Origin of the sequence: Pseudomonas sp. CIP-10, assembly GCF_020911845.1 — a bacterium.
GTDB classification, from domain to species: Bacteria; Pseudomonadota; Gammaproteobacteria; order Pseudomonadales; family Pseudomonadaceae; genus Aquipseudomonas; species Aquipseudomonas alloputida.
In genome coordinates, this window is sequence record NZ_CP087160.1 from 350,362 (window position 1) to 376,346 (window position 25,985).

At 61.0% G+C, this 25,985-nt stretch carries 26 protein-coding genes and 2 tRNA genes; 10 read left to right on the forward strand and 18 right to left on the reverse strand.

Annotation, left to right across the window (positions count from 1 at the left end; genetic code table 11):
• Window positions 1-16 precede the first annotated feature (16 nt).
• The 5 genes from LMH93_RS01535 to LMH93_RS01555 form a co-directional block, all read right to left on the reverse strand.
• The gene (locus LMH93_RS01535) at window positions 17-922 is read right to left on the reverse strand and encodes a site-specific integrase (protein ID WP_442800201.1); all 906 of its coding nucleotides are present in this window, start codon (window positions 920-922) and stop codon (window positions 17-19) included.
• On the reverse strand, window positions 919-1,233 hold the full coding sequence (locus LMH93_RS01540) for a hypothetical protein (protein WP_230064788.1): 315 nt from the start codon (window positions 1,231-1,233) through the stop codon (window positions 919-921). Before LMH93_RS01540 ends, LMH93_RS01535 begins: the two co-directional genes overlap by 4 nt.
• 635 nt (window positions 1,234-1,868) lie before the next feature.
• A complete protein-coding gene (locus LMH93_RS01545) occupies window positions 1,869-2,417 on the reverse strand; it encodes a hypothetical protein (protein WP_230064789.1) in 549 nt (182 codons plus the stop codon).
• 89 nt (window positions 2,418-2,506) lie between these two features.
• Window positions 2,507-2,582: transfer RNA gene (locus LMH93_RS01550), tRNA-Thr, on the reverse strand.
• Between the two features lie 98 nt (window positions 2,583-2,680).
• Window positions 2,681-2,929 carry a hypothetical protein gene (locus LMH93_RS01555; protein ID WP_121782743.1) on the reverse strand — a complete coding sequence of 83 codons (249 nt, stop codon included), beginning with the start codon at window positions 2,927-2,929 and terminating at the stop codon, window positions 2,681-2,683.
• A 525-nt stretch (window positions 2,930-3,454) separates the two neighbouring features.
• Here LMH93_RS01555 and LMH93_RS01560 point away from each other — a divergent pair.
• On the forward strand, window positions 3,455-3,745 hold the full coding sequence (locus tag LMH93_RS01560; protein WP_003255753.1) for a DUF3077 domain-containing protein: 291 nt from the start codon (window positions 3,455-3,457) through the stop codon (window positions 3,743-3,745).
• Window positions 3,746-4,099: 354 nt separating this feature from the next.
• Here the strand turns inward: LMH93_RS01560 and LMH93_RS01565 are convergent, their stop codons facing one another.
• The 5 genes from LMH93_RS01565 to LMH93_RS01585 form a co-directional block, all read right to left on the reverse strand.
• Entirely contained in the window at window positions 4,100-5,305 is a 1,206-nt protein-coding gene (locus LMH93_RS01565) for an adenovirus L4-33K/L4-22K family protein (RefSeq protein WP_230064790.1), read from the reverse strand.
• 111 nt (window positions 5,306-5,416) lie between these two features.
• Window positions 5,417-6,106 carry an ABC transporter permease gene (locus LMH93_RS01570; protein ID WP_004577128.1) on the reverse strand — a complete coding sequence of 230 codons (690 nt, stop codon included), beginning with the start codon at window positions 6,104-6,106 and terminating at the stop codon, window positions 5,417-5,419.
• Window positions 6,106-6,798: an ABC transporter permease gene (locus LMH93_RS01575; RefSeq protein ID WP_003255749.1), complete on the reverse strand. Its 693-nt coding sequence runs from the start codon at window positions 6,796-6,798 to the stop codon at window positions 6,106-6,108. Before LMH93_RS01575 ends, LMH93_RS01570 begins: the two co-directional genes overlap by 1 nt.
• Before the next feature lie 54 nt (window positions 6,799-6,852).
• Window positions 6,853-7,605: an ABC transporter substrate-binding protein gene (locus LMH93_RS01580; protein ID WP_003255747.1), complete on the reverse strand. Its 753-nt coding sequence runs from the start codon at window positions 7,603-7,605 to the stop codon at window positions 6,853-6,855.
• An 11-nt stretch (window positions 7,606-7,616) separates the two neighbouring features.
• Window positions 7,617-8,390, reverse strand: a complete 774-nt coding sequence (locus LMH93_RS01585) for an ABC transporter ATP-binding protein (protein ID WP_003255746.1) — start codon at window positions 8,388-8,390, stop codon at window positions 7,617-7,619.
• 631 nt (window positions 8,391-9,021) lie between these two features.
• Here LMH93_RS01585 and gabP point away from each other — a divergent pair.
• Entirely contained in the window at window positions 9,022-10,407 is a 1,386-nt protein-coding gene (gene gabP / locus LMH93_RS01590) for a GABA permease (protein WP_003255745.1), read from the forward strand.
• A 249-nt stretch (window positions 10,408-10,656) separates the two neighbouring features.
• On the opposite strand, the gene LMH93_RS01595 is transcribed toward gabP, so the two are convergent.
• Complete coding sequence (locus LMH93_RS01595; protein WP_003255744.1) at window positions 10,657-11,094, reverse strand: hypothetical protein; 438 nt, start codon at window positions 11,092-11,094, stop codon at window positions 10,657-10,659.
• Between the two features lie 239 nt (window positions 11,095-11,333).
• Between LMH93_RS01595 and LMH93_RS01600 the strand changes: the two genes are divergently transcribed.
• Window positions 11,334-11,561: a hypothetical protein gene (locus LMH93_RS01600; protein ID WP_003255743.1), complete on the forward strand. Its 228-nt coding sequence runs from the start codon at window positions 11,334-11,336 to the stop codon at window positions 11,559-11,561.
• 187 nt (window positions 11,562-11,748) lie between these two features.
• Here the strand turns inward: LMH93_RS01600 and LMH93_RS01605 are convergent.
• The 4 genes from LMH93_RS01605 to LMH93_RS01620 form a co-directional block, all read right to left on the reverse strand.
• A tRNA-Phe gene (locus LMH93_RS01605) sits at window positions 11,749-11,824 on the reverse strand.
• A 90-nt stretch (window positions 11,825-11,914) separates the two neighbouring features.
• Window positions 11,915-12,187 (reverse strand): oxidative damage protection protein, encoded by a 273-nt coding sequence (locus tag LMH93_RS01610; protein WP_003255742.1) that lies wholly within the window; start codon window positions 12,185-12,187, stop codon window positions 11,915-11,917.
• The gene (gene mutY, locus LMH93_RS01615) at window positions 12,184-13,251 is read right to left on the reverse strand and encodes an A/G-specific adenine glycosylase (RefSeq protein WP_003255741.1); all 1,068 of its coding nucleotides are present in this window, start codon (window positions 13,249-13,251) and stop codon (window positions 12,184-12,186) included. Before mutY ends, LMH93_RS01610 begins: the two co-directional genes overlap by 4 nt.
• Window positions 13,248-15,494: an AsmA family protein gene (locus LMH93_RS01620; RefSeq protein WP_185279892.1), complete on the reverse strand. Its 2,247-nt coding sequence runs from the start codon at window positions 15,492-15,494 to the stop codon at window positions 13,248-13,250. The genes mutY and LMH93_RS01620 overlap by 4 nt, the downstream gene beginning before the upstream one ends.
• 268 nt (window positions 15,495-15,762) lie before the next feature.
• Here LMH93_RS01620 and LMH93_RS01625 point away from each other — a divergent pair, with 268 nt between their 5' ends.
• The 6 genes from LMH93_RS01625 to hisF all read left to right on the forward strand — a co-directional run bounded on the left by LMH93_RS01625 (window position 15,763) and on the right by hisF (window position 20,735).
• Window positions 15,763-17,424, forward strand: coding sequence for an OFA family MFS transporter (locus tag LMH93_RS01625; protein ID WP_014860392.1), 1,662 nt, complete (start codon window positions 15,763-15,765; stop codon window positions 17,422-17,424).
• A 271-nt stretch (window positions 17,425-17,695) separates the two neighbouring features.
• Window positions 17,696-18,289, forward strand: coding sequence for an imidazoleglycerol-phosphate dehydratase HisB (gene hisB, locus LMH93_RS01630; RefSeq protein ID WP_003255736.1), 594 nt, complete (start codon window positions 17,696-17,698; stop codon window positions 18,287-18,289).
• Entirely contained in the window at window positions 18,290-18,928 is a 639-nt protein-coding gene (gene hisH, locus LMH93_RS01635; RefSeq protein WP_230064791.1) for an imidazole glycerol phosphate synthase subunit HisH, read from the forward strand.
• Window positions 18,929-19,189, forward strand: a complete 261-nt coding sequence (locus LMH93_RS01640; protein WP_003255734.1) for a DUF2164 domain-containing protein — start codon at window positions 18,929-18,931, stop codon at window positions 19,187-19,189.
• Window positions 19,190-19,216: 27 nt separating this feature from the next.
• A complete protein-coding gene (gene hisA / locus LMH93_RS01645; protein WP_003255731.1) occupies window positions 19,217-19,954 on the forward strand; it encodes a 1-(5-phosphoribosyl)-5-[(5-phosphoribosylamino)methylideneamino]imidazole-4-carboxamide isomerase in 738 nt (245 codons plus the stop codon).
• Between the two features lie 10 nt (window positions 19,955-19,964).
• A complete protein-coding gene (hisF, locus tag LMH93_RS01650) occupies window positions 19,965-20,735 on the forward strand; it encodes an imidazole glycerol phosphate synthase subunit HisF (protein ID WP_003255729.1) in 771 nt (256 codons plus the stop codon).
• Window positions 20,736-20,873: 138 nt separating this feature from the next.
• Here hisF and choV read toward each other — a convergent pair whose 3' ends face one another.
• The 3 genes from choV to LMH93_RS01665 form a co-directional block, all read right to left on the reverse strand.
• Window positions 20,874-22,052: a choline ABC transporter ATP-binding protein gene (choV, locus tag LMH93_RS01655; protein ID WP_003255727.1), complete on the reverse strand. Its 1,179-nt coding sequence runs from the start codon at window positions 22,050-22,052 to the stop codon at window positions 20,874-20,876.
• The gene (choW, locus tag LMH93_RS01660; protein WP_172830946.1) at window positions 22,049-22,897 is read right to left on the reverse strand and encodes a choline ABC transporter permease subunit; all 849 of its coding nucleotides are present in this window, start codon (window positions 22,895-22,897) and stop codon (window positions 22,049-22,051) included. Before choW ends, choV begins: the two co-directional genes overlap by 4 nt.
• Window positions 22,898-22,978: 81 nt before the next feature.
• The gene (locus tag LMH93_RS01665; RefSeq protein ID WP_230064792.1) at window positions 22,979-23,926 is read right to left on the reverse strand and encodes a choline ABC transporter substrate-binding protein; all 948 of its coding nucleotides are present in this window, start codon (window positions 23,924-23,926) and stop codon (window positions 22,979-22,981) included.
• A 452-nt stretch (window positions 23,927-24,378) separates the two neighbouring features.
• Here LMH93_RS01665 and LMH93_RS01670 point away from each other — a divergent pair, with 452 nt between their 5' ends.
• Window positions 24,379-25,755, forward strand: a complete 1,377-nt coding sequence (locus tag LMH93_RS01670; protein ID WP_003255722.1) for an L-serine ammonia-lyase — start codon at window positions 24,379-24,381, stop codon at window positions 25,753-25,755.
• Window positions 25,756-25,985: the final 230 nt, after the last annotated feature.

Consider the following 25,985-nt stretch of genomic DNA (forward strand, 5'->3'; position numbering starts at 1 on the left):
CCCACGCGGTTTGAGATTAGTCGGCGGATGGGGAGACGAGTGGGAGGCTGAAATCGTAAATGTCGAGCATAGCCTCGTCACGGTGGCCGCTTGCGTCTTGCTTTTGCTTGCGATCGCCAGGGGTGTCGGTGACGCCCCGTCGCTTGAGATCGTGCAACGCGAAACGCTGTTCCTCGGTGAGAATGCCATCCCTAATAGCCTTGGTGATGAAGCGCTGCCAAGTCGTATCTAGGCTGGACTTCTGCAAGGCCCCCCCATGAGCGGCCACAATGATGAAACGGCGTTCAGCCGCGGTTGGGACCGGGTAGGCCTGACTCGTCCAGACGCTGCGTCTGTATGACTTGGCCCCCTCCCAAGCGGCCCGAAGCCGTGGCGTCCACCGCACCACGTTGTCCCGGCTGCCCTTGCGCCTATTTGTCTGCACCCCTTCTTCCAGCTCGTTGGCATCGGTGAGTGTGACAGTTTCGATACCTCGTAGTCGGCAAAGGTAGGCCAGTTCCATCACGTAGCCTAGATACGCCGGGCAAGAACCTTTCTGGCCTCGTGTGAGTTTGCCTTTTGCATGGGCACGAGCGATCAGCTCTCCCATTACCTTGGGACTCGGTAGGTGGCGCTGTTTACGCTCAGCCGGCGCTTCAATGCCCAGAGCAACGTTTATTTCCAGATAGCCGCGGTTACGGCCCCACTGCATCACTCGCCGAAGGTATCGCAGCACGTGCGCTGCCTTAGAGGGCGTCCCTTCATCGGCTATTCGGTCGACCAGGCGTTGCACAAGGGCCGAAGTGAATTTGCGCACAGATAGTTCACCCAGGAGCTTCTTCAGCTTTGTCGGAATGGGCAGCAGCACATGCCTGCAGTACTCGTAGCAGTGAACAAGCCGCTCTTCGGGGCGGCTTTTTTTCGCCCTGGAAAAGTAGGTCAGAGTATTGGATACACCGCGATCTGCTTGCTCTTGAGTCCTGGCGATGCACCTCCCCAAGTGGAGAAGATTCGCCCGTGCATGTTGGTCTCCATGCAAAGGTGATGGCGCAACTCCAGCACTTGGCGCTGCAAGGCCATGATCTGCTTGTTCAGATCCGCATTGATGTCCACCAGCTTTCGCACATCGGCCTTCGCTTTTGCTACCTGCCCCCAAGCCTGCTCCGCCTCATGGGTCAGAAGCACCACCTGGTGCGCAACCATCTCGGGCCAGCTGGGCAGCCCGTGTTCAAACCCTTCAATGTCGATGTCCACGGCACTGCCATCCAAATACTGTATGTGCAAACAGTATCACCCGGTGGACGAGCAAGCGAGCTTCAGTGACGGCCGGTGCGAGCTGGACCCGGCGCGCGCAATCGTCCCCCCGCCACGCCTGCGGGCTAAACGTGTCGGATTTTCCGCACCCCTGCGCAGATGCTGAACAGGCCAGGCTGTTGGGCTGCTGGAAGGAATTGACGATCCAGGTTTTCTGCGAATCCCTGCACCGGAGGAGGTATTGCGACGGCACAAGGCTGATCTTGGAGCGTCGTTTGGCAGAGGTAGGGGTAGTCTCGAAAAAAGAGTAACAACCGTAACCGAGGGGGAGGGATGGTGCTGAAGACCCCCTATTTACTGGGCTTCGCTGATTACAAAGAGAGGTAATAGAAAGGTAATTTTTCGCTAAGCCCTTGATTTCAAAGGCTTTCAGGAATTGGAAATATCACTCAAGTAAAGAGTAATCTGATTACTTAAGGGTTACTTATAAATTACTTTTTGGTATTGAACTGAGGCCCCGAAATTCAAGGGCTCCAGCGGAGAAAACGGTCAGGATTACTGAGATTACTCTTTTTTTCAGGCATGCCACTACCTTGAAAACAGGAGCCTAGACGCGAGTGCAGGCGCGTGCGTATCTAAACCTCTGCTCCTAGCGACTTCAGCTTCGCAAGGGTCCACTCACACAACTCACCCGTGGAGATCGCCTCGTCAAAACTGACGGGACCGATATGGACAGCCTGGGCTCGAACACGCATCAGCCGGCTGATGACCTCAAAAAGGGAGTCGTCCAGAATTCCTGCTTTGTGCAGGCTGTCGTGGATCGTGTAGACCGGCATACCCAACTTGTAAATGCCGTTCTTCATGCTTAGGTCTTTCAGTGCTAGCTCTACTGGTGACCAGGCGCTCAGTACTGCGGCCCGAGGTTCGATGGATGCCAACTGCCGGAAAACCGGGGTGGGTTCCAATTCCTCCATGCATTCGACCTGCACGTCCGTGTGTTCGGCGCTCACCTTGGCGGCTTCTAACTCACGGCCCACATCGATTTGCAGCCCCTTGTATTTAAGGGAGCGAATCATGGGGACTACTTTCCCCAAAGGCTCGCGAAGCAGAGCAACGATGGTGATCACTGCTACCGGCCAGGCCAGCGAAGCAACGATCGATGAAATGAACTGCAGCCAATCCATGGAGCACCTTTAGCAGCCGCTTGGTACGTGCGTTGGTACGTGCAAAGCCAAAAAAAAGGGCCTGCATCGCTGCAAGCCCTTGATTTATATGGTGCCGGCACCAGGAATCGAACCCGGGACCTACTGATTACAAGTCAGTTGCTCTACCATCTGAGCTATACCGGCAATGGGGCGTCATTATAGCGATCGTTTGGCGCCTGTAAACCACTTCCTTGCGAATGTTCGCAAAAGACCTAAGTCACCGGCCCAAAAGAAGAATTTTCCTACCAGCCGCGGTGCATGGTGGTGACGCTAGGCTCGCTTTTACCCGGGTTGAAAAACAGCTTGTCATTGTCGCAGCCGCGCTTGCGGCACGGGGCTTCTGTGCGCAGGGGCAGGCCGTTGTCGCCGCCCAGCTGCATGCCGGGGTGGTTCCAGCCCAGGTTGCTGTTGGGTTGGGGCGGGGTGCCGCCGGCACAGCCGGTCAGGGCCAGGGCGAAGGTCAACAGGGCGAGGGGGTTGGCTCGGGTCACGATGCTCAGGTCCGGTGGTCCATTGTCGGTTCTGGCGCAACGCCAGAAGGTCGCGGGGCTGGCGGGCAGCGCGCGACGTCACTTTTTAATGATTTGGGGGACGGATGATACACCGTTGCGGCGGTGGAGCATTAGCCTTGTGTTGTCTGGTATGGCCTCTTCGCGGGTGAACCCGCTCCTACAGGGGGGCGGGTAAGCCGGGTTATCTGTGTAAGGGAATTCTGAACCATGGGGTCTAAAGCTTCAGGGTTTGGATGCTTCGGAAGTATCCTACGCGCGCCGCCGAAGTAACGCTGTTGTCGGGGAAGTGGCTCACGGATACCGTTTTCGGGTCGCTCTGGCGACCGGGTGTGAGAACCCGACTTTGAACGTATCGGCTGCGTAATGGCGACTGTGCGCGGGCAGACCTTGGTCTGGCCGAGCTTCCTACGTTCACTCGGTTTCTCACCTCGTGCACGGTTGCCGCCTTTGTTCCGTGAGAAAGAATGAACACGGCAACTCCTTTTGAACTAGGGAGTTTGAAAAGTGAAAACGATCGATTCTGATCCCAACAGCCCCAAACCAATCACAACCGCAGGCGTGGAAACCTTCCTCGCAGCCGGTAACCCATCCCTCAATCTCCTGCGCGTAGAGCCCGGCGTTCCCGTCGACGCGGCCTACGAGCATGTCTCGATCCTGATGGGCTACATCAAGCACCTGGTGCGCGAGGGCGATATGGAGGACGACCATAAATTCCTGGGGGCTGCCGATTACCTGTGCGACATGGCCAAGGCGCTGATGAACGATATCGAGATCGCCAAGGGCAAGGCGCATTAGGCATTGACGCGGTCATTTGTGGGAGCGGCCTTGCGTCGCGAAAGGGCCGCAAAGCGGCCCCCGTTTTCGGCACAATCTCTGAAATCGCCGGGGCTGCTTTGCAGCCCTTTCGCGACGCAAGGCCGCTCCCACAAAAGCCGCTTGCGCTAACCACAAGAAATGTTTATGCACAAGTGGCATCGGCGACCTGAGCGAAAGGCATGCCGGATCGCTACGCCGCTGGTCTTTGCGCAAACGCCTGTTTTTACTGGGCTGCAGCCGCAAGCAGGAATAAGCCAAGCGCTTGAAATAGCGCTTGGATCCAACAGGTAATCACAAGCTTGTTCACAGACTTATCCACAGGTTGTGCTGCGGCTAACCGTCGCGTTCCGCGAGAATGAGCAGGTTGCGCGGGGTCAGTGGGTAATCGCAAAACAGGCCCAGGCGCACGTCATAGCCTTGTTCTTCGAGGAACAGGGCGCGATCGAGTACCAGCCACAGCTCCAGTGGCCGACGGAACAGGTTGCGTACGCGCTCCAGGTTCCGAACCTCGGCCAGGCGTTGCCAGCCCGCAGCTTCCAGCATTGCCCAGTCCGGGTCGCCGCTCACTGGCAATTGCTTCAGTTCAGCCAAGTCGCGGCAGTATTGCTCGAAGGGCTTCTCCAGCCAGGCCACCGGCAGGGAAGGCGTCGGCAGGTATTCATCGCTCTGGCGCTGTTGGCGTTGCAGCAGGTCGAAGCCCAGGCGCCGGGCCATCGAGGTGTCGCGCTGGCGCCGCACGCGGGCGCCGGCAGTGACGGTTTCGCTCAAGGGCAGGCCCAGGTCGTCCAGCGACAGCTGCAGGCTCGACGCCTGCGCGGCTGTGGACAACGTCTGGTACTGCTGCGCGGCGATGCGGTTGTAGCAGCAGGGGGCTATGGCCAGTTGCCGGCAACCTTGCTGGCTGGCCAGTTGCATCAGGCGGACATGCAGATCGCCACAGGCATGCAAGGCAACCACGCTTTTATCGTCAGCCAGGTGGCGCGCGCTGTCGCTGGCCATCACATCCTGATGTAAGTGCTGTGCTTGCAAGTGGTGGTGTGCACTCAGGGCCTGACCGGCAGCGACCAGGTCGGCGTCGTACTCCAGGCAGGTCAGGTGTTGCCCAGGTTGCAGCAGGCGACGGCCGAGGTGGCCTTTGCCAGAACACCAGTCCAGCCAGTGCCGGGGCTGCTCGCGGAAGGCCAGGTGGCTGGCGAAGGCTTCGATCTGTTGCCATTTGCGACCGGGGACGGCGACGTCCAGGCGGTGGGCGGCCGGCGGTAGATTGGTTTGCGCAAGGCTGCCGAGCGTGGCGAGCTGTCGGGCTTGTTCGGCCAGTTGCGGGAATGGGGCAGGCAAGCGGTCAGCGGCGCTGTCGGCTTCGGCGTCTGCCAGGGAACATTGGCGCAGGTGGGCGGCAAGCTCTGGGTGGGTGGTTTCCCAAGGCAGTTGCAGGGTGGTGAAGGGGCGGGGTTTCCACAGCTGTTGGTGCTCGATCAGGAACTGGTCGAGGGCCTGGAAGCGGGTGCTTAGGTGGTGGCTGTGGAGGGGGCTGGGCATGGGGATGTGTGTTGGGGTTGAGGGCCTGTTCGCGGGTAAACCCGCTCCTACGAAGGTTCAGCATAGGCCTGTTGTAGGAGCGGGCGTGCCCGCGAAGATGGCTAGGAGATGTTAGCGGCCTTGGCAGGCATCCACGCGCAACCAGCGCTCCAGCAGCTTGAAGCCTTGCACCAGCACGAACGAGATCACCAGGTAGAACACGCCTGCGGCGAAGAAGATCTCCACCGGCAGGTAGGTGCGGGCGATGATGGTACGGGCCATGCCGGTCAGCTCCAGCAGGGTCACGGTACTGGCCAGGGCACTGGCCTTGAGCATCAGGATCACTTCGTTGCTGTACGCCGGCAGGCCGATGCGCGCAGCGCGTGGCAGCATGATGTAGAACAGCGTTTTGCCACGCGACATGCCCAGCGCTCGTGCCGCTTCAATCTCACCTTTAGGGATCGCCTGCAGCGCGCCACGCAGGATCTCGGCGATGTACGCAGCGGTGTGCAGGGTCATGGTCAGCACCGTGCACCAGAACGGATCGCGCAGGTACGGCCACAGCGAACTGGAGCGCACCGCATCGAACTGCGCCAGGCCGTAATAGACCAGGAACAACTGCACCAGCAGGGGTGTGCCACGGAAGAAGAAAATGTAGCTGAACGGCACCGCGCGCACGTACCAGTGGCGCGAGGAGCGGGCGATGCCCAGCGGTATGGCCAGGATCAACCCGGCAACCACGGCGATGGCCACCAGCTCAAGGGTCAGGGTCGCGCCTTCGGCCAGGCGTGGCAGCCATTTGAAGATGACTTCCCAATTCATTATTCAGCCCTCGCAAAGCCGCGAGCGGCGCGTTTTTCCATGAAATGCATACCGGTCATGGCAAGCACGGTCAGGCCCAGGTAGATGCAGGCCGCGACCATGTAGAAGGTGAACGGCTCTTTGGTCACGGTCACGCCAATTTGCGAGTGACGCATGATTTCTTCAAGGCCGATTACCGATACCAGGGCGGTGTCCTTCATCAGGATCATGAACAGGTTGCCAAGGCCGGGCAGGGCGATGCGCCACATCTGCGGCAGGATGATCCGCGAGAGGATGCGGCCCTTTGACAAGCCCAGCGCCAGGCCAGCTTCGCGGTGGCCTTTGGGGATCGCCAGGATAGCGCCACGGAACACTTCGGTGGCGTAGGCGCCAAAGCACAGGCCCAGGGCGATCACGCCCGCGGCGAAGGCGCTTAGCTCAAGGCCCGGCATGTTCAGGGCTTCGCCGAGGCTGTTCATGAGCCCGACGGTGCCGAAATAGATAAGCAGTACCCACAGCAGTTCGGGCACGCCGCGAACCAGGGTCGAGTAGAAGCCGCCAAGCCATTGCAGCGGCTTGAGCGGGGAGGTCTTGGCCAGGGCGCCGAGCAGGCCCAGGACCAGCCCCAGCAGCAAGGCGCAAAGCGCCAGTTTTACGGTCATCAGGGTGCCGGCCATCATGGCCGGACCGAATCCGTGCAGGTCGATATTCATGGGCAGGTCATTTTAGGGACTGGCGCGCCACTTGGGCGCGCCGGTCAGGGCGGGTCATTCGATACTGAACGGGAAGTACTTGTCGTTGATCTTCTTGTACGTGCCGTCGGCCTTGATCTCTGCCAGGGCTTTGTTCAGGTCGTCGCGCAGCTTGGTGTCACCTTTGCGCACGGCAATGCCGATCTTGTCGCTGTCCATCACCGGCTCGCCCTTGAACTCGAAGTTCGAGCCGTCTTTGCTTTTCAGCCACTCGTACTGCACGTACTTGTCGGCCAGGATGCCGTCGATACGACCGGAGACCAGGTCGAGGTAGGCGTTTTCCTGGGTGTCGTACAGCTTGACGTCGACGCCCTTGAAGTTGTCTTCAAGGTAGGTGCCGGCCAGGGTGGCGCGCTGGGTGCCGATGACCTTGCCTTTCAGCGACTCTTTGTCAGTCTTGAAGTCGACGTTTTTCGGCGCGATGAACTGCAGCTTGTTGGAGTAGTACGGCTCGGTGAAGTCCACAGCCTGCTTGCGTTCGTCGGTGATCGACAGCGAAGACACCAGGAAGTCGAACTTCTTGGCGTTCAGGGCCGGGATGATGCCGTCCCAGTCGGAGGTAACGACCGAGCACTCGACTTTCATCTTGGCGCACAGGGCGTCGCCAATGTCTTTGTCGAAGCCAACCACGTTACCGCTGGCATCCTTGTTGTTGAACGGTGGGTAGGCGGCTTCGATGCCCATGCGCAGTTTTTCTGCGGCCATGGCGTTTGCCGACATCACCAGCGTGGCAGCAGCTGCCAGGAGAAACTTCTTGTAGGTGTGCATGTATTGCTCCGTTAGCGGTGGCTGGACATGAATTGCTTGCAACGCGCCGAGGTCGGGTTTTCGAAGACCTGCTGCGGCGATCCCTGCTCTTCGACCAGGCCCTGGTGCAGGAAGACGACTTCACTGGACACATGGCGGGCAAAGCTCATCTCGTGCGTCACCAGCAGCATGGTACGGCCTTCTTCGGCCAATGCGCGGATAACGTTAAGCACTTCCTGGACCATTTCCGGATCGAGTGCCGATGTAGGCTCGTCGAACAGGATGACCTTGGGCTTCATGGCCAGGGTACGGGCAATGGCGGCGCGCTGTTGCTGGCCACCGGAAAGCTGGGCGGGGTAGCTGTGGCGTTTGTCGTAGATGCCGACCTTGTTCAGCAGCGCTTCGGCGGCTTCGATGGCCTCGGCCTTGCTTTGGCCGAGCACGCGGCGTGGCGCCTCGATGATGTTGTCGAGGATCGACATGTGCGGCCACAGGTTGAAATTCTGGAAGACAAAGCCGATTTCGCTGCGCAGGCGATTGATCTGGCGGTTGTCGGCTGCGATCAGGTCGCCATTCTTGGCGGCCTTGAGCTTGAGGGCTTCGCCGGCGACCAGGATTTCGCCCTGGTGCGGGTTCTCGAGCAGGTTGATGCAGCGCAGCAGGGTGGACTTGCCGGAGCCGGACGACCCCAGGATGGAGATCACGTCACCGTCGCGAGCGGTCAGCGAAATGCCCTTGAGAATTTCCTGCTCGCCGTAGCGTTTGTGCAAATTGCGGATTTCCAGCGCGGGCGTGGCCTGAGCCATGTGCGGTCCTCATGTGTTCGGGTGCGTTCCCAGCTGTTGGCGGCCTTCCTGGCGTGCGCCAAGCTAGCATAGCGGCATTATGACGGCCAACAGGGTCGCCGGGGACTGGGGGCGCTGGTGGGGCAGTTTGTCGCATCGCTACAGCGTAACGTCGCGCAGATGTCCGCGAAGGTGTCGCCCAGCACCAGAGCCTTGATGAAAAAAGGCGCGATGGTGCCAGCTTTGGCCGGCGCATGGAAGCTGTTTTGACCCATTGGAGGGGTAAACCCGACCTTTTGCCAGTGCAAACGGGTTCACCCACGAATGCCATGTTGATGTGACAAGGTTGTACCCATGGGTTGCACTTTTTGGCATTGCGTTGGTGCGTGGGTGTTACCGAGGAGCACCTTTGGTGCATTTGTAAGTGGGTATTTCAGTAATCCGTTGATTTGATGCCCTTTCGGTCATGTAATGGCCGAAAGCCCTCCAAGCCGCATCCTAAAAGGCCTGCAGAATTTTCTGACGGGTGTATTCGGCATGTGGCGCGCTTATTGCCAGTTGGAAACCGCCGATTGCAGCGACGCCTGGGTCAACCCCTGGCGCGCTCTATACCCGCAGTCGGCGTGGTCCACTCCTTACAAAGGTAGTTTCAATGAGCGGTAACAATTCCAATGACCTCGCTCAGGGGCTCAAACAACGGCATGTGACCATGCTGTCCATTGCTGGCGTCATCGGTGCCGGCCTGTTCGTAGGCTCCGGCCACGCCATCGCAGCTGCCGGCCCTGCCGTGCTGCTGGCTTACGCTGCCGCCGGTACGCTGGTCGTGCTGGTCATGCGTATGCTGGGTGAAATGGCAGTCGCCTCGCCTGACACCGGTTCGTTCTCTACGTATGCCGACCGTGCCATCGGGCGCTGGGCCGGTTTCACCATTGGCTGGCTGTACTGGTGGTTCTGGGTGTTGGTAATTCCGCTGGAGGCCAACGCCGCCGCGGCCATTCTGCATGCCTGGTTCCCGGCGGTTGACCTGTGGGCGTTCTCCCTCATCATTACCCTGGCACTGACACTTACCAACCTGTGCAGCGTGAAGAACTACGGTGAGTTCGAGTTCTGGTTTGCCCTGCTCAAAGTGCTGGCGATCATCGGCTTCATCGCCGTGGGCTGTGCTGCCTTGTTCGGCTTTGTACCGAGCAGCCAAGTGAGCGGTGCCAGCCACCTGTTCGATACCCAAGGCTTCATGCCCAACGGCCTGGGCGCAGTGCTGGCAGCCATGCTGACCACCATGTTCTCGTTCATGGGTACCGAAATCGTCACCATCGCCGCTGCCGAGTCGAAGGACCCGGGCAAGCAGATCAGCCGCGCCACCAACTCGGTAATCTGGCGTATCTGCCTGTTCTACCTGGTGTCGATCTTCCTGGTCGTGGCCCTGGTGCCGTGGAACGACCCGGCCCTGGCCGAGACGGGCTCCTACCAGACCGTGCTGAGCCGTATTGGTGTGCCGAATGCCAAGCTGATCGTCGACATTGTTGTGCTGATTGCCGTGACCAGCTGCCTGAACTCGGCGCTGTACACTTCTTCGCGCATGTTGTTCTCGCTGAGCAAGCGTGGCGACGCCCCGGCCATCGCCCAGCGCACCACCAAGGCGGCGACCCCGCACGTGGCGGTACTGCTGTCCACCGCGGCTGCGTTTCTCTGCGTGTTCGCCAACTTCGTGGCACCGGCCCAGGTGTTCGAGTTCCTGCTGGCCAGCTCTGGCGCCATCGCGCTGTTGGTGTACCTGGTGATTGCCGTGTCGCAGCTGCGCATGCGCGCCCAGCGTGAAGCCCGCGGCGAGAAGATCACCTTCAAGATGTGGCTGTTCCCGGGCCTGACCTGGGCGACCATTGCCTTCATCGTTGCCATTCTGGTGGTGATGGCGCTGCGTGAGGATCATCGTGCGGAGATCATTGCGACTGCGTTGCTGAGTATTGGTGTGGTGGCGGCTGGCTTGCTGGTGCACCGCAAGCGCGAGGCTGCCGGGCGGGCGGCGCTGGACAGCTGATCCGCGCTGGCTGAAATGAGAAGGCCGCGCCCTGTGAAGGGTGCGGCCTTTTTTTGTTGCCTGTGATGGCCCTTTCGTGGGCAAGCCCGCAGGTTCGCCACAGGCCCGTAGGCGCGGGTTTACCCGCGAAAGGGCCGGGCCTGCTGGCCAATTTCCCTGGCTAATCACCGTCGCAGCCGCCATCGTATTCGCGGATAAACCCGCTCCTGCAGGGGCCGCGCGGAGGCCACAACGGGTTACATGGCCCTGTCAGCCAAACTGCTTCTGCTGTTGCTTGGCCACGAGTTCGGAAGCAGCGATATAGGCGTCCTGGAACTCATCACTCTCCAGCCAGGCCATGGTGGTCTCTTCGTCAGCGCCGTCCAGCCATTTGCGGTAGGCGTTGAACACCAGCACGATGTAGTCGGTGGCGTGTTCTTCCTTGTGCCCCTTGAGCACCAGGGCGAGCAGCGGATCCACCAGGAACACCGAGATCATTGGCACCAGGCCGCCTTCCTGGGCTTCCTTCATCTTGTTGAACATCGCGTCGTAGCTGCCCGACTCCATGGCCTTGTTGTACACCTGCTCGACGCTGGCGCTGTCGCCGGCGCTGGCCTTGACCGCTTGGCCGCTGCGTACCATGCGGTTCTGCTTGGCCTTGCTGGCGGCGCGCTTGGCGCGTTTCTGTTGCTTGGTAGGGGTGGCCATGGGGAAATCCTTGGGTGTGTCTGAAAGTGCGCGTATTGAAGCGCAATTGCCCGATAAACCCAAGCCGTGCGCCTGGGCGCTGCAGCTTGAGATGTCTGTGGGATACATATCCAGATTATGCGAACCGTGGGCCCTGCGTAGCTTCTCTCCTGCTGCCAGCCATGCTGGCTGGCAGCCTGTCACTGCGCCAATTCGGCGTCTGTGAGTGATGCGCACGTTTGCGCTACAAAGGAGGAGTCATGAAGCACTTTTATCTGGTCACCCTGTACGGCTACACGGACGATGGCAGGGTTTACTATCCAACCGGTTTCGCCGATTGCGACGAGCAAAGGATTACAAAGGCTGACATCGCCGCCATTATCGAAAAAGGCAAGCAACACGGCCACCTTCAGTTGCACAGCATCTCCTACATGGGGCACATGACCGAGGACGCATTCAATCATCTTCGTTCCATGTCGGACGAGTAAGGTTTGGCCCGCAGTCTGCTTATGGCTGCGGGTTTCTCGATTGCATGGCGAGCCTTCAGGTTGCGTTGTGAAATCTGGTGTTCTTCGAAGCTGCTGAAGTTAAAAATCACAGGCAACAAAAAACCCGCACTAGGCGGGTTTCTTGTTGTCGCTTCGGGTAACTTTGCAACCACCAGAAGCTTGAAGGTGGTGCCCAGAGACGGAGTCGAACCGCCGACACGAGGATTTTCAATCCTCTGCTCTACCGACTGAGCTATCTGGGCGACGAGGTGAATTAAATAGATTTCCGGACCGCTCGTCAACGACTTTTTGAAAAAATTTTAAATTAATTCCGTCGCTTACGTTTTTTGGGGTCATTCGGCCGGTGGAACGTAGCCTTCGGCCTGGGCGTATTCTTCGCCGGCGAAAAACTTGTCCATCTCAGCCTGGAGGAATTTGCGGTCCTCGGCGTTCATCATGTTCAGGCGCTTCTCGTTGATCAGCATGGTCTGGTGCTTCTGCCAGTCGGCCCAGGCTTTCTGCGAGATGTGTTCGAAGATGTCCTGGCCCTTGGCACCGGGATAGGGCGGGCGTTCCAGGCCTGGCAGTTCTTCTTGGTATTTGCGGCACATCACGGTGCGGGTCATCGGGCGTCTCCTGCAATCAGTTCGTCGGTCGCGCGTTCAAGCAGCTTTTTCACCGGAGCGGCGAGGCCCAGGCGCGGCGGGGTGGCGAGGTTATACCAGAGCCAGTCGGCCTCGACCACGTGCTCGCCGACCGGGTCGACGCGCACGAGCCAAGGCTCGATCGCCAGCTGGAAGTGGCTGAAGGTGTGGGTCAGGCCGTCCATGGCGTGGCGGCCAGCCAGGCGCAGGCCGTGCTGGTAGGCCAGGTCGTCGAGCTGGGCGATGTCGTCCAGCTCCGGGAGGCTCCACAAACCACCCCACAGGCCGCTGGAAGGGCGGCGGTAAAGCAGGATGGCGCCTTCGTGGTTGGCCAGCAGTGGCATCAATGTGCGCCGTTGCGGCAGCGCCTTGCGCGGTTTGGGCTCGGGGTAGCGGGTTTCTTCGCCGTGCAGGTGCGCTTCGCAGCCGCGCTGCAACGGGCAGATCAGGCAACTGGGCTTACTGCGCGTGCACAGCGTGGCGCCCATGTCCATCATCGCCTGGGTGTAGTGGTTGGCGCGTTGTTGCGGGGTAAAGCGCTCGGCAGTGGCCCATAGCTGGTTGGCAACCTTGGGTTCGCCGGGGTAGCCAGCCTGGGCGGTGTAGCGTGCCAGCACGCGCTTGACGTTGCCGTCGAGGATCGGTGCGCGGATGCCCATGCTGATGCTGGCGATGGCGCCGGCAGTGGAGCGGCCAATGCCGGGCAGCTCGGTAAGCTGCTCGACGCTGCGCGGGAATTCGCCGCCATGTTGCTCGACGACGACCTTGGCGGCCTTTTGCAGGTTGCGTGCGCGGGTGTAGTAACCCAGGCCCGTCCACAGGTGCAGCACTTCGTCCTCCGGTGCCTCGGCCAGGGCTTGCACGGTTGGCAGGGCCTGCATGAAGCGGTCGAAGTAGTTGAGCACGGTGCTGACCTGGGTCTGCTGCAACATGATTTCCGACACCCACACCCGGTACGGCGTGATGCCCTGTTGCCAGGGCAGGTCGTGCCGGCCGTGCTCGTCATACCAGTCCAGCACTGCGCTGGAGAACTGCTCGGGGCTCATCGCTTGAACAGCCCCTTGAGCGCGTCTTTCAGTTCCGGGCTCACTTTGTCTCCAAGTTTTTCATCAAGCTTTTCATCGATCTTGTCCTTCAGGCGGTTGCCGGCCAGTTTGGCGGCAACCTTGCCCAGGCCGTTCTGGTCCAGGCGGCAGGCCTTTGCGCCGAGTTCCAGCGGACCACGGCAGCGCAGGGGTACTTCAACACCTACATAACGTTCGTTGACCTGGCAGGCCGGGTCCGGCATGGCACGCTGGTCGCCTTCGACGACTACACCGACGTTGTAGTCCATGCCCAGCACGCGCAGGTCGAGGTCACCATGGCCATTGACGGTGAGGCCCGGGATGCGCGCCTTGAGGTCCGGGTTGCTGGCGACGCCATTGCGTACTACCAGGCTGCCGCGCAGTTCCTGGAACGGGGTGTCCTTGCCGCGTGGTTCGCTGCTCAGCGTCTTGCGATTGAGCGTGGCGATGGCCTGGCACAGCTGCTGTTCCAGGTTGGCATTGACCAGCACGCCATCGTTGATGGCGAAGTTTGCGCTGCCGTTCAGGGTGTCGACCAGTGCTTTCTGGCTGTTACCGGTGGCTGTCAGATCACTGGTCAGGGTCAGCAGGCCCTTGACCGGCGGCGTCTGTTCCTTGCCTTCGGCCTTGATGAAGTGTTCCACCGGCACCCGCTGGATATTGGTGTTCACACCCAGCTGTGGCACGGCAGGGCGAACGTCGACCGTGCCCTTGGCTTCGAAGGTGCCGTTGTACAGCGCTCCGCGCAAGGTTTGCAGGGTCAGCAGGCCGCCTTGGCCAATGGCCTTGAGCTGGGCGTCCTCGATCGGCAGCTTGTCCAGGGTCAACGAGCCGAAGGCCAGGTCGGCCTGCAGGTCGAGGGCACGCAGACGGTCGACCGGCAGCAGCTTGTCGTCGCTCCACGCCACGTGTGTTGGGGCGTTGGGCAGTGGTGTGGTGCCAGCACCGGCTACGGCGCTGGCCTCTTGTTGCTTGATCTCGGCCTGGCGCGCAGCGGTGGCGCCCTTGGCTTCTTCGCTCTTGGCCGGCAGGTAGCGGTCGGCGTCGAAGGTGTCGCCCTTAAGCTGCAGGCGCAGGGCTTGTTTGGCGAAATCTTCGACGGCCACGCGGCCGCTGAAGGTGCTGTCGTCCAGCTTCACCGCCAGGTCTTCCAGGGCCAGGCTGCTGGGCGTGCCCTGCAGGCGAGTCACCAGCTCCAGCTTGGCGAAGGCGGCCGGGTCGTTGGTGGCCGGCAGCGGGTGGCCAATGCTTTCAAGGAAGGCGCGCAGGTTGAACTGGGCGATGGACAGGCCGCCGCTCAGCTGGGGTGCTTTGTCCAGATCACGCAGGTTCAGCTCACCGAGGGCGCGCAGTTGGTTGGCCGAGACTTTCAGGCCGTTCCACGAGGCGACATTGGCGGCCAGGTCGACCAGCAGTTGGCCCTGGGCGGCGAAGGTCACGGTCTTGCCGCCGGTAGGCTCACCCGAGGTCTCGCCCGACAGGCGCATGTCTTCGAAGTTGTAGCGCTTGAGCTTGCGGTCGAAGCGCAATTCGCCGGCCAGCTCGGTACGGGCTTTGATGCTCGGCTGGCTGGCGCTGATGAAGGCGCTGGCCTTGAGCGGGATGTTTGCGCCTTCATGGACCGGCCCGGTGCTCAGCTGAATGCTCTCGGCGCTGTAATTTTGGCCGGTCTTGGCATCGGTGTACTGCACGCGGGCGTTGTTCACGGTCAGGCTGTCGATGTCCAGCTTGATGGCGCGGTCGTTGCTGTCGGTGGTCGCAGGCGTCTGCTCGGCAGGTGCCTGTGCCTGTGCATCGGTGCCTGCGCCATTCTGCGCGGGTAGCGGCTTGCCGATGTCCTCCCAGTTGCCATGGCCCTGTTCGTCACGCGCCAGGGTCAGGTTCAGGCCCTCGACACGTACGTCGCTCATTTGCACTTCGCGGCGCAGCAGCGGCAGCACACGGACTGAAAGGCCAAGCATCTGCAGGTCGGCGAACGGTTCCTTGGGTTTGTTCAAGGTAGCGATGCTGGCTTCGTGCAGCTCCAGACCCAGCCACGGGAACAGGCTCCAGCCGATGTCACCATTGAGGGTCAGTTCGACGTGGGCCTTGTCGCGCGCCAGCTGGCGAATCTCGTCTTTGTAGTCGTTGGGATCAAAGAGGTGGGTCAGGGCGAAGCCCAGCGCCACGATGATCAGCAGTAACCCGAGAAGCCCCAGTCCCAGGATTTTGCCGAACGCTTTCATGGGCGAGTCCTTTTAGTCCGTTAGTGAGTTCAGGCGGCAGAGTATAACGCTGTAGCGGTTACCCCTGCTTGTACGACTAGAGATGTAGAAAATTCCTACGCCTGCATCAGAGGGTACGGCTTTCGACAGCTTAATACTGAGCTTTTGCCGGGGACATGACCGATTCAGTTAGGCAAAAATGGACGATGGCAGATTGCTTTCATGCTGCTTGATGCTGCTACCCTTGCGCCGCTTCGCGAGCACCCTCCCTATAACAAGGATCAGATTCATGACCAGTACCGTCGCGACGGGAAGCTCGGCCAGTGAGCCAGGCTTCCTGTCGAAGGAACGCATAATCGCCCGCCCGGGCTTCAACCGCTGGCTGGTCCCGCCAGCTGCCTTGGCCATTCACCTGTGCATCGGTATGGCCTACGGCTTCTCGGTATTCTGGCTGCCCTTGTCGCAAGCCCTGGGGATCACCGCCCCCGTCGCCTGTGCGGCAGACATGGGCTTCATGGCCCGGATGTTCAGCGCCGAATGCGACTGGCCAATCTCGATGCTGAGCTGGATCTACACCCTGTTCTTCGTCTTCCTCGGTTGCTCGGCGGCAGTGCTGGGCGGCTGGCTGGAGCACGCCGGCCCGCGCAAGGCTGGCCTGGTGTCGGCCTTGTGCTGGTGCGGTGGCATGCTGCTTTCGGCGATAGGTGTGAAAACCCATCAATTGTGGCTGATGTGGCTTGGCTCCGGCGTGATTGGCGGTATCGGCCTGGGCCTGGGCTACATCTCACCCGTGTCGACCTTGATCAAGTGGTTCCCGGACAAACGCGGCATGGCCACCGGTATGGCGATCATGGGCTTCGGCGGCGGGGCCATGGTCGGGGCGCCGCTGGCCACCGCGCTTATGGGGCATTTTGGCAATGAGCACGAAGTTGGCGTATGGCAGAGCTTTGTCGCCATGGCGGCGATCTACTTTGTGTTCATGACCGCTGGCGCCCTGGCGTATCGCGTACCACCGACCGGCTGGAAGCCTGAAGGCTGGGCTGCGCCGTTGAAGAATGCCAGTAACGCCATGGTCACCGACCGCCACGTGCACGTCAGTGTGGCCTGGAAGACCCCGCAGTTCGCGCTGATCTGGCTGGTGCTGTGCCTGAACGTGTCGGCGGGCATCGGCATTTTGGGCATGGCGTCACCGCTGCTGCAGGAAGTGTTCGCCGGTAAATTACTGGGCAACGAACTGACCTTCAGCCAGCTGAGCACTGCGCAGTTGGCGCAGATTGCCGCGATCGCCGCCGGCTTTACCGGCCTGCTGAGCCTGTTCAACATTGGCGGCCGGTTCTTCTGGGCATCGTTCTCCGACTACATCGGCCGCAAGAACACCTACTTTGCCTTCTTCGCCTTGGGCGTGGGCTTGTACAGCCTGGTGCCGAACATGGGGCACCTGGGCAACGTGGCGCTTTTCGTGGCAGCGTTCTGCATCATCCTGTCGATGTATGGCGGTGGTTTTGCAACGGTGCCGGCCTACCTGGCCGACCTGTTCGGCACGCAGATGGTGGGTGCCATCCATGGCCGCCTGCTGACCGCCTGGGCGGCAGCGGGGGTGCTGGGGCCGGTGCTGATCACCTACCTGCGCGAGTATCAACTGGCAGCGGGCGTGGAGCGGGCGGCGGCTTATGACATGACCTTGTACATTCTCGCGGGTCTGCTGGTGCTGGGCTTTATCTGCAACATGCTGGTGCGCCCGGTGGCCGACAAACATTTCATGAGTGATGCCGAACTGGCGGCCGAGCGCGCGTTGAGCCATGACAAGGGCGCCGATGGGGCGCGGTCGCTGGAGTGGAAGGCGGCGCCAGGCAGCCTGCCACTGGTGCTGCTGGCCTGGGCGGTGGTGGTTGTGCCGTTGGCCTGGGGTGTTTGGGTGACACTGCAGAAGACTGCTGTCCTGTTCCATTGATGTAACTGCATGGGTGCGCTTTGCGCCCCTTTCGCGACGCAAGGCCGCTCCCACAGGGACCGCGTACGCTTCAGGGTTGCGCGGTCCCTGTGGGAGCGGCCTTGTGTCGCGATGGGCTGCAAAGCAGCCCCCATTACGCAGTTGTATAGACCTGTAGCAGCATCCAGCCCGCGTAAAACCTGGCTTTGCCATATGTCATCCGCGTTTCAAGCTGGCGCGTTCTGGGCCTATAATGAAACCCTTTTCGCCCAATGATTTTGCGGAGCTGGTGATGGTCGAACGTAAGGCTTCCGTCGAGCGCAATACCCTGGAAACCCAGGTCAAGTGCTCGATCAACCTCGATGGCAGTGGCAAGGCCCGATTCGATATCGGTGTGCCTTTCCTTGAACACATGCTGGACCAGATTGCCCGCCATGGGCTGATCGATCTGGATATCGAGTGCAAGGGTGACACGCATATCGACGATCACCATACCGTCGAAGACGTCGGCATCACCCTGGGCATGGCATTCGCCCAAGCTATCGGTGACAAGAAAGGTATCTTCCGCTACGGCCACGCCTACGTGCCGCTGGACGAAGCGCTGTCACGCGTGGTCATCGACTTCTCTGGCCGCCCAGGCCTGCAGATGCACGTGCCGTATACCCGTGCAAGCGTTGGCGGCTTCGATGTCGACCTGTTCCAGGAGTTTTTCCAGGGCTTCGTCAACCACGCCCTGGTAACCCTGCACATCGACAACCTGCGTGGCCACAACACCCACCACCAGATCGAAACCGTATTCAAGGCTTTCGGCCGTGCCCTGCGCATGGCCATCACCCTCGACGAGCGTATGGCCGGGCAGATGCCTTCCACCAAAGGGTGCCTGTAAATGCAAACGGTAGCCGTAATCGACTATGGCATGGGTAACCTGCACTCGGTGGCCAAGGCGCTTGAGCACGTAGGTGCCGGTAAAGTGCTGGTGACCAGCGATGCCTCAGTGATCCGCGAGGCCGACCGTGTGGTGTTCCCGGGCGTGGGCGCGATTCGCGACTGCATGGCCGAAATCCGCCGCCTGGGCTTCGACAGCCTGGTGCGCGAAGTCAGCCAGGACCGCCCGTTCCTCGGCATCTGCGTCGGAATGCAGGCGCTGCTCGAGCACAGTGAGGAAAACAACGGCGTCGACTGCATTGGCCTGTTCCCTGGCCAGGTGCGCTTTTTCGGCAAAGACCTGCAAGAAGAGGGCGAGCACCTGAAGGTGCCGCACATGGGCTGGAACGAAGTCAGCCAGACCGTCGACCACCCGCTGTGGCACGACATCCCTGACCGCGCACGTTTCTACTTCGTGCACAGCTACTACATCAATGCCGGCAAGCCGGGCCAGGTGGTGGGACGCGGTCACTATGGCGTCGACTTCGCCGCAGCGCTGGCCGACGGTTCGCGTTTTGCCGTGCAGTTCCACCCGGAGAAGAGCCATACCCATGGCCTGCAGCTGCTGCAGAACTTCATCGCCTGGGACGGGCGCTGGTAAATGAGCAGGTCGAAGACCAAGGCCCCGACCATCACCCTGGCCCCCGAGCAGGAGCGCGAAGCGCTCGATACCTTGAAGCGTTTTCTCGAAGACCGCTTCGAGCTGCAGTTGGGGTCGTTCGAGGTGGCCGAGGTCCTCGAGCTGTTCAGCAAAGAGATTGCACCCCATTACTACAACAGGGCGATTGCCGATGTTCAGCTGCACCTCAAGGAGCGGTTCGAGAGCATCGAAAGCGACCTGTGGGCACTCGAGAAGCCCTGAAACCCAACAAATAGACAGGTTCCCAAGATGCTGATTATCCCCGCTATCGATCTGAAGGACGGTGCTTGCGTGCGCCTGCGCCAGGGCCGCATGGAAGACTCTACGGTATTTTCCGACGACCCGGTGAGCATGGCCGCCAAGTGGGTCGAGGGTGGCTGCCGCCGCCTGCACCTGGTCGACCTCAACGGCGCCTTCGAAGGCCAGCCGGTCAATGGTGAAGTGGTTACCGCCATCGCCAAGCGCTACCCGAACCTGCCGATCCAGATCGGCGGCGGTATCCGTTCGCTGGAAACCATCGAACACTACGTCAAGGCTGGCGTCAGCTACGTGATCATTGGCACCAAGGCCGTCAAGCAGCCCGAGTTCGTCGCTGAAGCGTGCAAAGCCTTCCCGGGCAAGGTCATCGTCGGCCTGGACGCCAAGGACGGTTTCGTCGCCACCGACGGTTGGGCCGAAGTGAGCTCGGTGCAGGTCATCGACCTGGCCAAGCGTTTCGAGGCCGATGGCGTCTCGGCGATCGTCTACACCGACATCGCAAAGGACGGCATGATGCAGGGCTGCAATGTGCCCTTCACCAAGGCACTGGCTGAAGCCACCCGTATCCCGGTGATCGCCTCGGGCGGCATTCACAACCTGGGCGACATCAAGGCGCTGCTGGACGCCAAGGCCCCGGGCATCATCGGCGCCATCACCGGCCGTGCCATCTACGAAGGCACCCTGGATGTTGCTGAGGCCCAGGCCTTCTGTGATAACTACCAAGGCTGAGGACTGAACCATGGCACTGGCCAAGCGCATTATCCCTTGCCTGGACGTGGACAACGGCCGGGTGGTCAAGGGCGTCAAGTTCGAGAACATCCGTGATGCCGGCGACCCGGTGGAAATTGCCCGTCGCTACGACGAGCAAGGTGCTGACGAAATCACCTTTCTCGACATCACCGCCAGCGTCGATGGCCGCGACACCACTTTGCATACCGTCGAGCGCATGGCCAGCCAGGTGTTCATCCCGCTGACGGTAGGGGGTGGCGTGCGGACCGTGCAGGACATCCGCAACCTGCTCAACGCCGGTGCCGACAAGGTCTCGATCAACACCGCCGCGGTGTTCAACCCAGAGTTTGTTGGCGAGGCGGCGGACCGTTTCGGTTCGCAGTGCATCGTTGTCGCCATCGATGCCAAGAAAGTGTCCGGGCCAGGTGAAGCGCCGCGCTGGGAGATTTTCACTCACGGCGGGCGCAAACCGACCGGGCTGGATGCAGTCGAGTGGGCGAAGAAGATGGAAGGCCTGGGCGCTGGCGAGATCTTGCTGACCAGCATGGACCAGGACGGCATGAAGAACGGCTTTGACCTGGGCGTTACCCGCGCTATCAGTGATGCGCTGGGGATTCCGGTGATTGCCTCGGGGGGGGTGGGTAACCTGCAGCACTTGGCTGACGGCATTCTGGAGGGGCATGCCAGCGCGGTGCTGGCGGCCAGCATCTTCCACTTTGGCGAGTACACAGTGCCTGAAGCCAAGGCTTACATGGCTTCGCGCGGGATCGTCGTTCGCTGACAGATGGCCGGGAGGGCTTTGCCCTCCGTTCGCGACACAAGGCCGTTCCCACCCGTACAGCGCTGAGCCTGAGGCTGATGCAGTACGTGTGGGAGCGGCCTTGCGTCGCGAAAGGGCCGCGAAGCGGCCCCAAAGGCCTCACCCGTGGTTCTTGCCGAGCAGTGCGTGGTAAAGCTCGGTATCCCCGAGTATCCCCACCACCCTGTCGTTATCCTGCAGCACCAGCTTGTTGCCGGTTTGATAACGAATCTGCAGTGCCTCACGCATGCCGATGTCAGCGTGCACCACGGTCGGCCTGCGCTCCAGCAGCTCCACATCTTGCCCCGGTGCCCATCTCTGCATGTCCAGCCCGTTCTGGCCCTGGCGTGCACGCTTGAGCGCGCCGCCTTCGCCAAGGTCCAGCCACGAATCGATACCTGGGTCCAGGCACACCGAGCCATTGACCCGTTTGCAATTGTCCAGGCTGCGCATCAGGCTGCGCCCGCACAGCACGTTCAGCGGGTTGGTATGGGCGACGAAAGTGCGCACGTATTCGTCGGCCGGGTTCAGCACGATCTCCTCCGGCTTGCTGTACTGGATGATCCGACCGTCTTTCATGATCGCAATGCGGGTACCCAGTTTCAGCGCCTCGTCCAGGTCGTGGCTGACGAACACGATGGTTTTGCTCAACTTGGCCTGCAGGCCAAGCAGCTCATCTTGCAGGCCCTGGCGGATCAGTGGATCCAGTGCCGAGAACGGTTCGTCCATCAGCAAGATGTCGGCATCCATCGCCAGCGCCCGGGCCAGGCCCACGCGCTGCTGCATGCCGCCAGACAGCTCATCCGGCTTCTTGTTGCGCCACTGGGTCAGGCCCACCAGCTCAAGCTTCTCGTCGACCAGCTTGCGCCGTTCCTTTTCCGGGCGACCCTGCATTTCCAGGCCAAAGCTGATGTTCTCGCGCACCGTCAGCCAAGGCATCAGGGCAAACTTCTGGAACACCATGGCAATGCGCTTGGTGCGCATCATCTTCAGCTCGGCCGCGGAGCAGTTGGCAATGTCGATGTGCTTGCCTTCGTGCTCGACGAACAACTTGCCACGGCTGACGGTGTTGAGGCCGTTGATGCAGCGCAGCAGGCTCGACTTGCCCGAGCCAGACAAGCCCATCAGTACGCAGATCTCGCCTTTGTTGATATCGAGGTTGGCCTTTTCGACACCCACCACCAGGCCGGTCTGCTTGAGGATCTGCTCGCGGGTCTGGCCTTGGTCCAGCAGCGCCAGTGCCTCGCGCGGCTTGTTGGAGAAGATGACGTCGACGTCTTCGAAACGAATGATGCTCATGCCTCACCCCTTACCGGCAGTTCCGGTTGCTTGCAGATACGGTCGAGCATGATTGCCAGCAGCACGATCGCCAGGCCCGCTTCGAAGCCCAGGGAGATATCGGCGGTGTTCAGTGCGTTGACCACAGGTTTGCCCAGGCCGTCAGCGCCAACCAGGGCGGCAATGACCACCATCGACAGCGACAGCATGATGCATTGAGTGACACCGGCGGCGATGCTTGGCATCGCGTGCGGCAGTTCGATACGGGTAAGCAGTTGACGACGCGAGCAGCCAAAGGCCTTGCCGGCGTCCATCAACTCTTGTGGCACGTCGCAGATGCCCAGGTAGGTCAGGCGAATGGGCGCGGCGATGGCGAACACCACGGTGGAAATCAGCCCCGGCACCACGCCCAGGCCGAACAGGGTCAGGGTAGGGATCAGGTAGACGAATGTGGGCACCGTCTGCATCAGGTCGAGCACCGGGCGCATGGCGGTATAGAACATCGGCTTGTGCGCGGCGAGGATGCCCAGTGGCACGCCGATCACCACACATACCACCGTGGCGAAGGTGACCTGCGCCAGGGTTTCCATGGTTTCCTGCCAGTATCCCAGGTTGAGGATCAGCAGGAACGACAGGGCGACAAATGCGGTCAGGGCCCACTTGCGCTGGATGAAGTGCGCCAGGGCGGCGAACAGGGCGATAAGCACGAACGGGTTGAAGAAAGTCAGGGCGCTGGTGACGCCATGGATCATGAACTCCAGGCCTTGCGCGATGGCGTCGAAGTAATTCGCGCCGTTCTGGGTCAGCCATTCGACGAACGACGCGATGTACTGGCCCAGAGGTATTTTCTGATCGATAAGCATGATAGCGAGCTTCCACCTGCATAGATTGAAATCAACCCGGGGCAGGCACGGTCCTGCCCCGAGGTAGCGCTACTGCGTAGTTCGTTATTGCGTAAGCTTGGCCTTGACCGCCTCCAGGCCAGGCTTGCCATCAACGGTGGTAACGCCGGCCAGCCAGGCATCCAGCTTGCGTGGGTTGTCCTTGATCCATTTCTTGGCGGCGGCCTCGGGTTTCATCTTGTCGTCCAGGACATAGCCCATCATGGTGCTTTCATCCTTGAGCTCGAACGACAGGTTCTTAAGCAGTTGGCCAACGTTGCTGCATTCCTGCGTGTATCCTTTGCGGGTGTTTGTCAGCACGGTCGCCTTGCCGAAGTCGGGGCCGAAGAAGTCGTCCCCGCCGGTCAGGTACTGCATCTTGAAGCGGGTGTTCATCGGGTGTGGCTCCCAGCCCAGGAACACCAATGCCTCGCCGCGTTTCTGCGCGCGGTCAACTTGCGACAGCATGCCCGCCTCGCTGGACTGCACGATCTTGAAACCGGCGTCCTTCAAGCCAAAGGCGTTCTTGTCGATCATGCTCTGGATGGTGCGGTTACCGTCGTTACCCGGTTCGATGCCGTAGATCTTGCCGTCCAGTTCCTTCTTGAACTTGGGTATGTCGCTGAAATCCTTCAGGCCCTTGTCGTACAGCGCCTGGGGGACTGCCAGGGTGTACTTGGCGTTCTCCAGGTTGGCGCGCACGGTTTCTACCGTGCCGGCGTCGCGGTACTGCTTGATGTCGTTCTCCATGGTCGGCATCCAGTTGCCGAGAAACACGTCCAGGTCCTTGCCGGTGGCCAGCGACTTGTAGGTCACCGGTACCGAGATCATGGTGGTGTGGGTCTTGTAACCCAGTGCTTCGAGCACAACGCTGGTGGTCGCGGTCGTGACTGTGATGTCGGTCCAGCCGACATCGGAGAAGCGTACAGTCTGACATTGCTCGGGTTCGGCTGCTTGGGCCAGCAATGGCGCGGACAGCAACGCAACCAGTAACAGCGAGGGTGAACCTTTCATGGATGGACTCCTGAGATATTGTCTTCGGGTTCGCGTGGGTCGCCGGGCTTTCTGAGGGTCCGGTCGACCAGGCCTGCAGAGGGCAGGATGCGTGGCCGTGCTTTACGAGTCGCTTTCGATAATCCTCCAGCTCCGGGCAATCGCCTACTGGTTGGGTCGTATCCAGTACGGAACGGGTCGTATCCAGTATGGGCGATGTCGCTTATGGATTTTTCCACCCCCTCGCGCGCATTTTTGCGTCACCAGGCCGCTGGAAAACGGCGCGGTGGGCGCAGTTTCTGGTTGAGAACAGCGCGGCGCTGCTGGACAAAAGTACGTCGGTTGCAGACGGCGAGGTGGGCGGTAAAAGCCCGATGATGCTGGCATTCAAGGCGGCCCGCTGTTTGAGCCTAGCAGCTACCCCGCCCTGCGCATGGCGCGCAGAGACAAGCCCAGCAAGAGGTGATTCGACAATGGCCATCAGCGTGTTCGACCTGTTCAAGATCGGTGTCGGGCCCTCCAGCTCCCACACCGTCGGCCCCATGCGTGCTGGCGCCCTGTTCGTTCAGGGCCTGCGCGAACGCGGTGAGCTGGAGCGTGTAAAACGGATCGAAGTGCGCCTGTATGGCTCGCTGTCGGCCACCGGTATTGGTCATGGCACCGACAACGCCACCATCATGGGCCTGATGGGCGAGTGGCCGGACGCCATTGACCCGACCCAGATCGTGCCGCGTATCGCTGACCTGCGCGAAACCAACACCCTGCAGCTGGATAGCCGCTTGCCTGTCGAGTTCGTCTGGGCCCGCGACATGCTGCTGCTGGACGAGAACTTGCCGTATCACCCCAACGCCATGACCCTGATTGCCGAAGGCGAGCAGGGTGAGTTGCACCGCGACACCTATTACTCGGTGGGCGGCGGCTTTGTGGTCGATGCAGCCCAAGCCGCCAGCGGTGTGCTGGATGCTGACCAGACAGTGTTGCCGTACGACTTCAACAGCGCCGCCGAACTGCTGCGCCTGTGCAAGCAAAACGACCTCAGCGTGTCGCAATTGATGATGGCCAACGAGAAGGTCTGGCGCAGCGAGGAAGACATCCGCGCTGGCCTGCACAAGCTCTGGGAAGCCATGCAGGAATGCGTCAACAACGGCCTCAAGTACGAGGGCACGCTACCCGGCGGGCTGAACGTGCGCCGCCGTGCCGCCAAGCTGCACCGCAGCCTGCAGGAAATCGGCAAGCCCAACGTGATCGGCTCGACCATGAGTGCCATGGAATGGGTCAACCTGTTCGCCTTGGCGGTCAATGAAGAAAACGCCGCCGGCGGGCGCATGGTGACCGCGCCTACCAACGGCGCGGCAGGCATCATCCCGGCGGTGCTGCATTACTACATGCGATTCAGCGATGCGGTGGATGAGTCCAGCGTTGTCGATTACTTCCTGGCTGCCGCCGCTGTGGGCATCCTGTGCAAGAAGAACGCTTCGATCTCCGGTGCCGAAGTGGGTTGCCAGGGGGAAGTCGGCTCGGCCTGCGCGATGGCCGCAGCGGGGCTTGCCGAAGTGCTCGGCGCCACCCCGCCACAGGTTGAGAACGCCGCTGAAATTGCCCTGGAACACAACCTTGGCCTGACCTGCGACCCGGTTGGCGGGTTGGTGCAAGTGCCCTGCATCGAGCGCAACGCGATTGCTGCGGTGAAGGCCATCAACGCGGTGCAGATGGCGTTGCGCGGCGATGGTGAGCACTTCATTTCCCTCGACCAGGTAATCCGCACCATGCGCGATACCGGGGCCGATATGCACGACAAGTACAAAGAGACCTCGCGCGGCGGCCTGGCGGTCAGCGCTATCGAGTGCTGATTTCCTGAACTGACCTTCTGGGCCTCTTCGCGGGCAAGCCCGCTCCTACAGGAACTGTGCAATCCCTGTAGGAGCGGGCTTGCCCGCGAAGAGGCCCTTGAGGCTGATGCAGGTGCAACACAACCGCCAATGCCTCTTTATGGTGCGGCGCCACGCTACCGATCGTCGGATGTCGCGATCAGTGTGAGGGTTGTCGGTGACACTTAAAGGTGTCGCTTCTGGGAAACCCA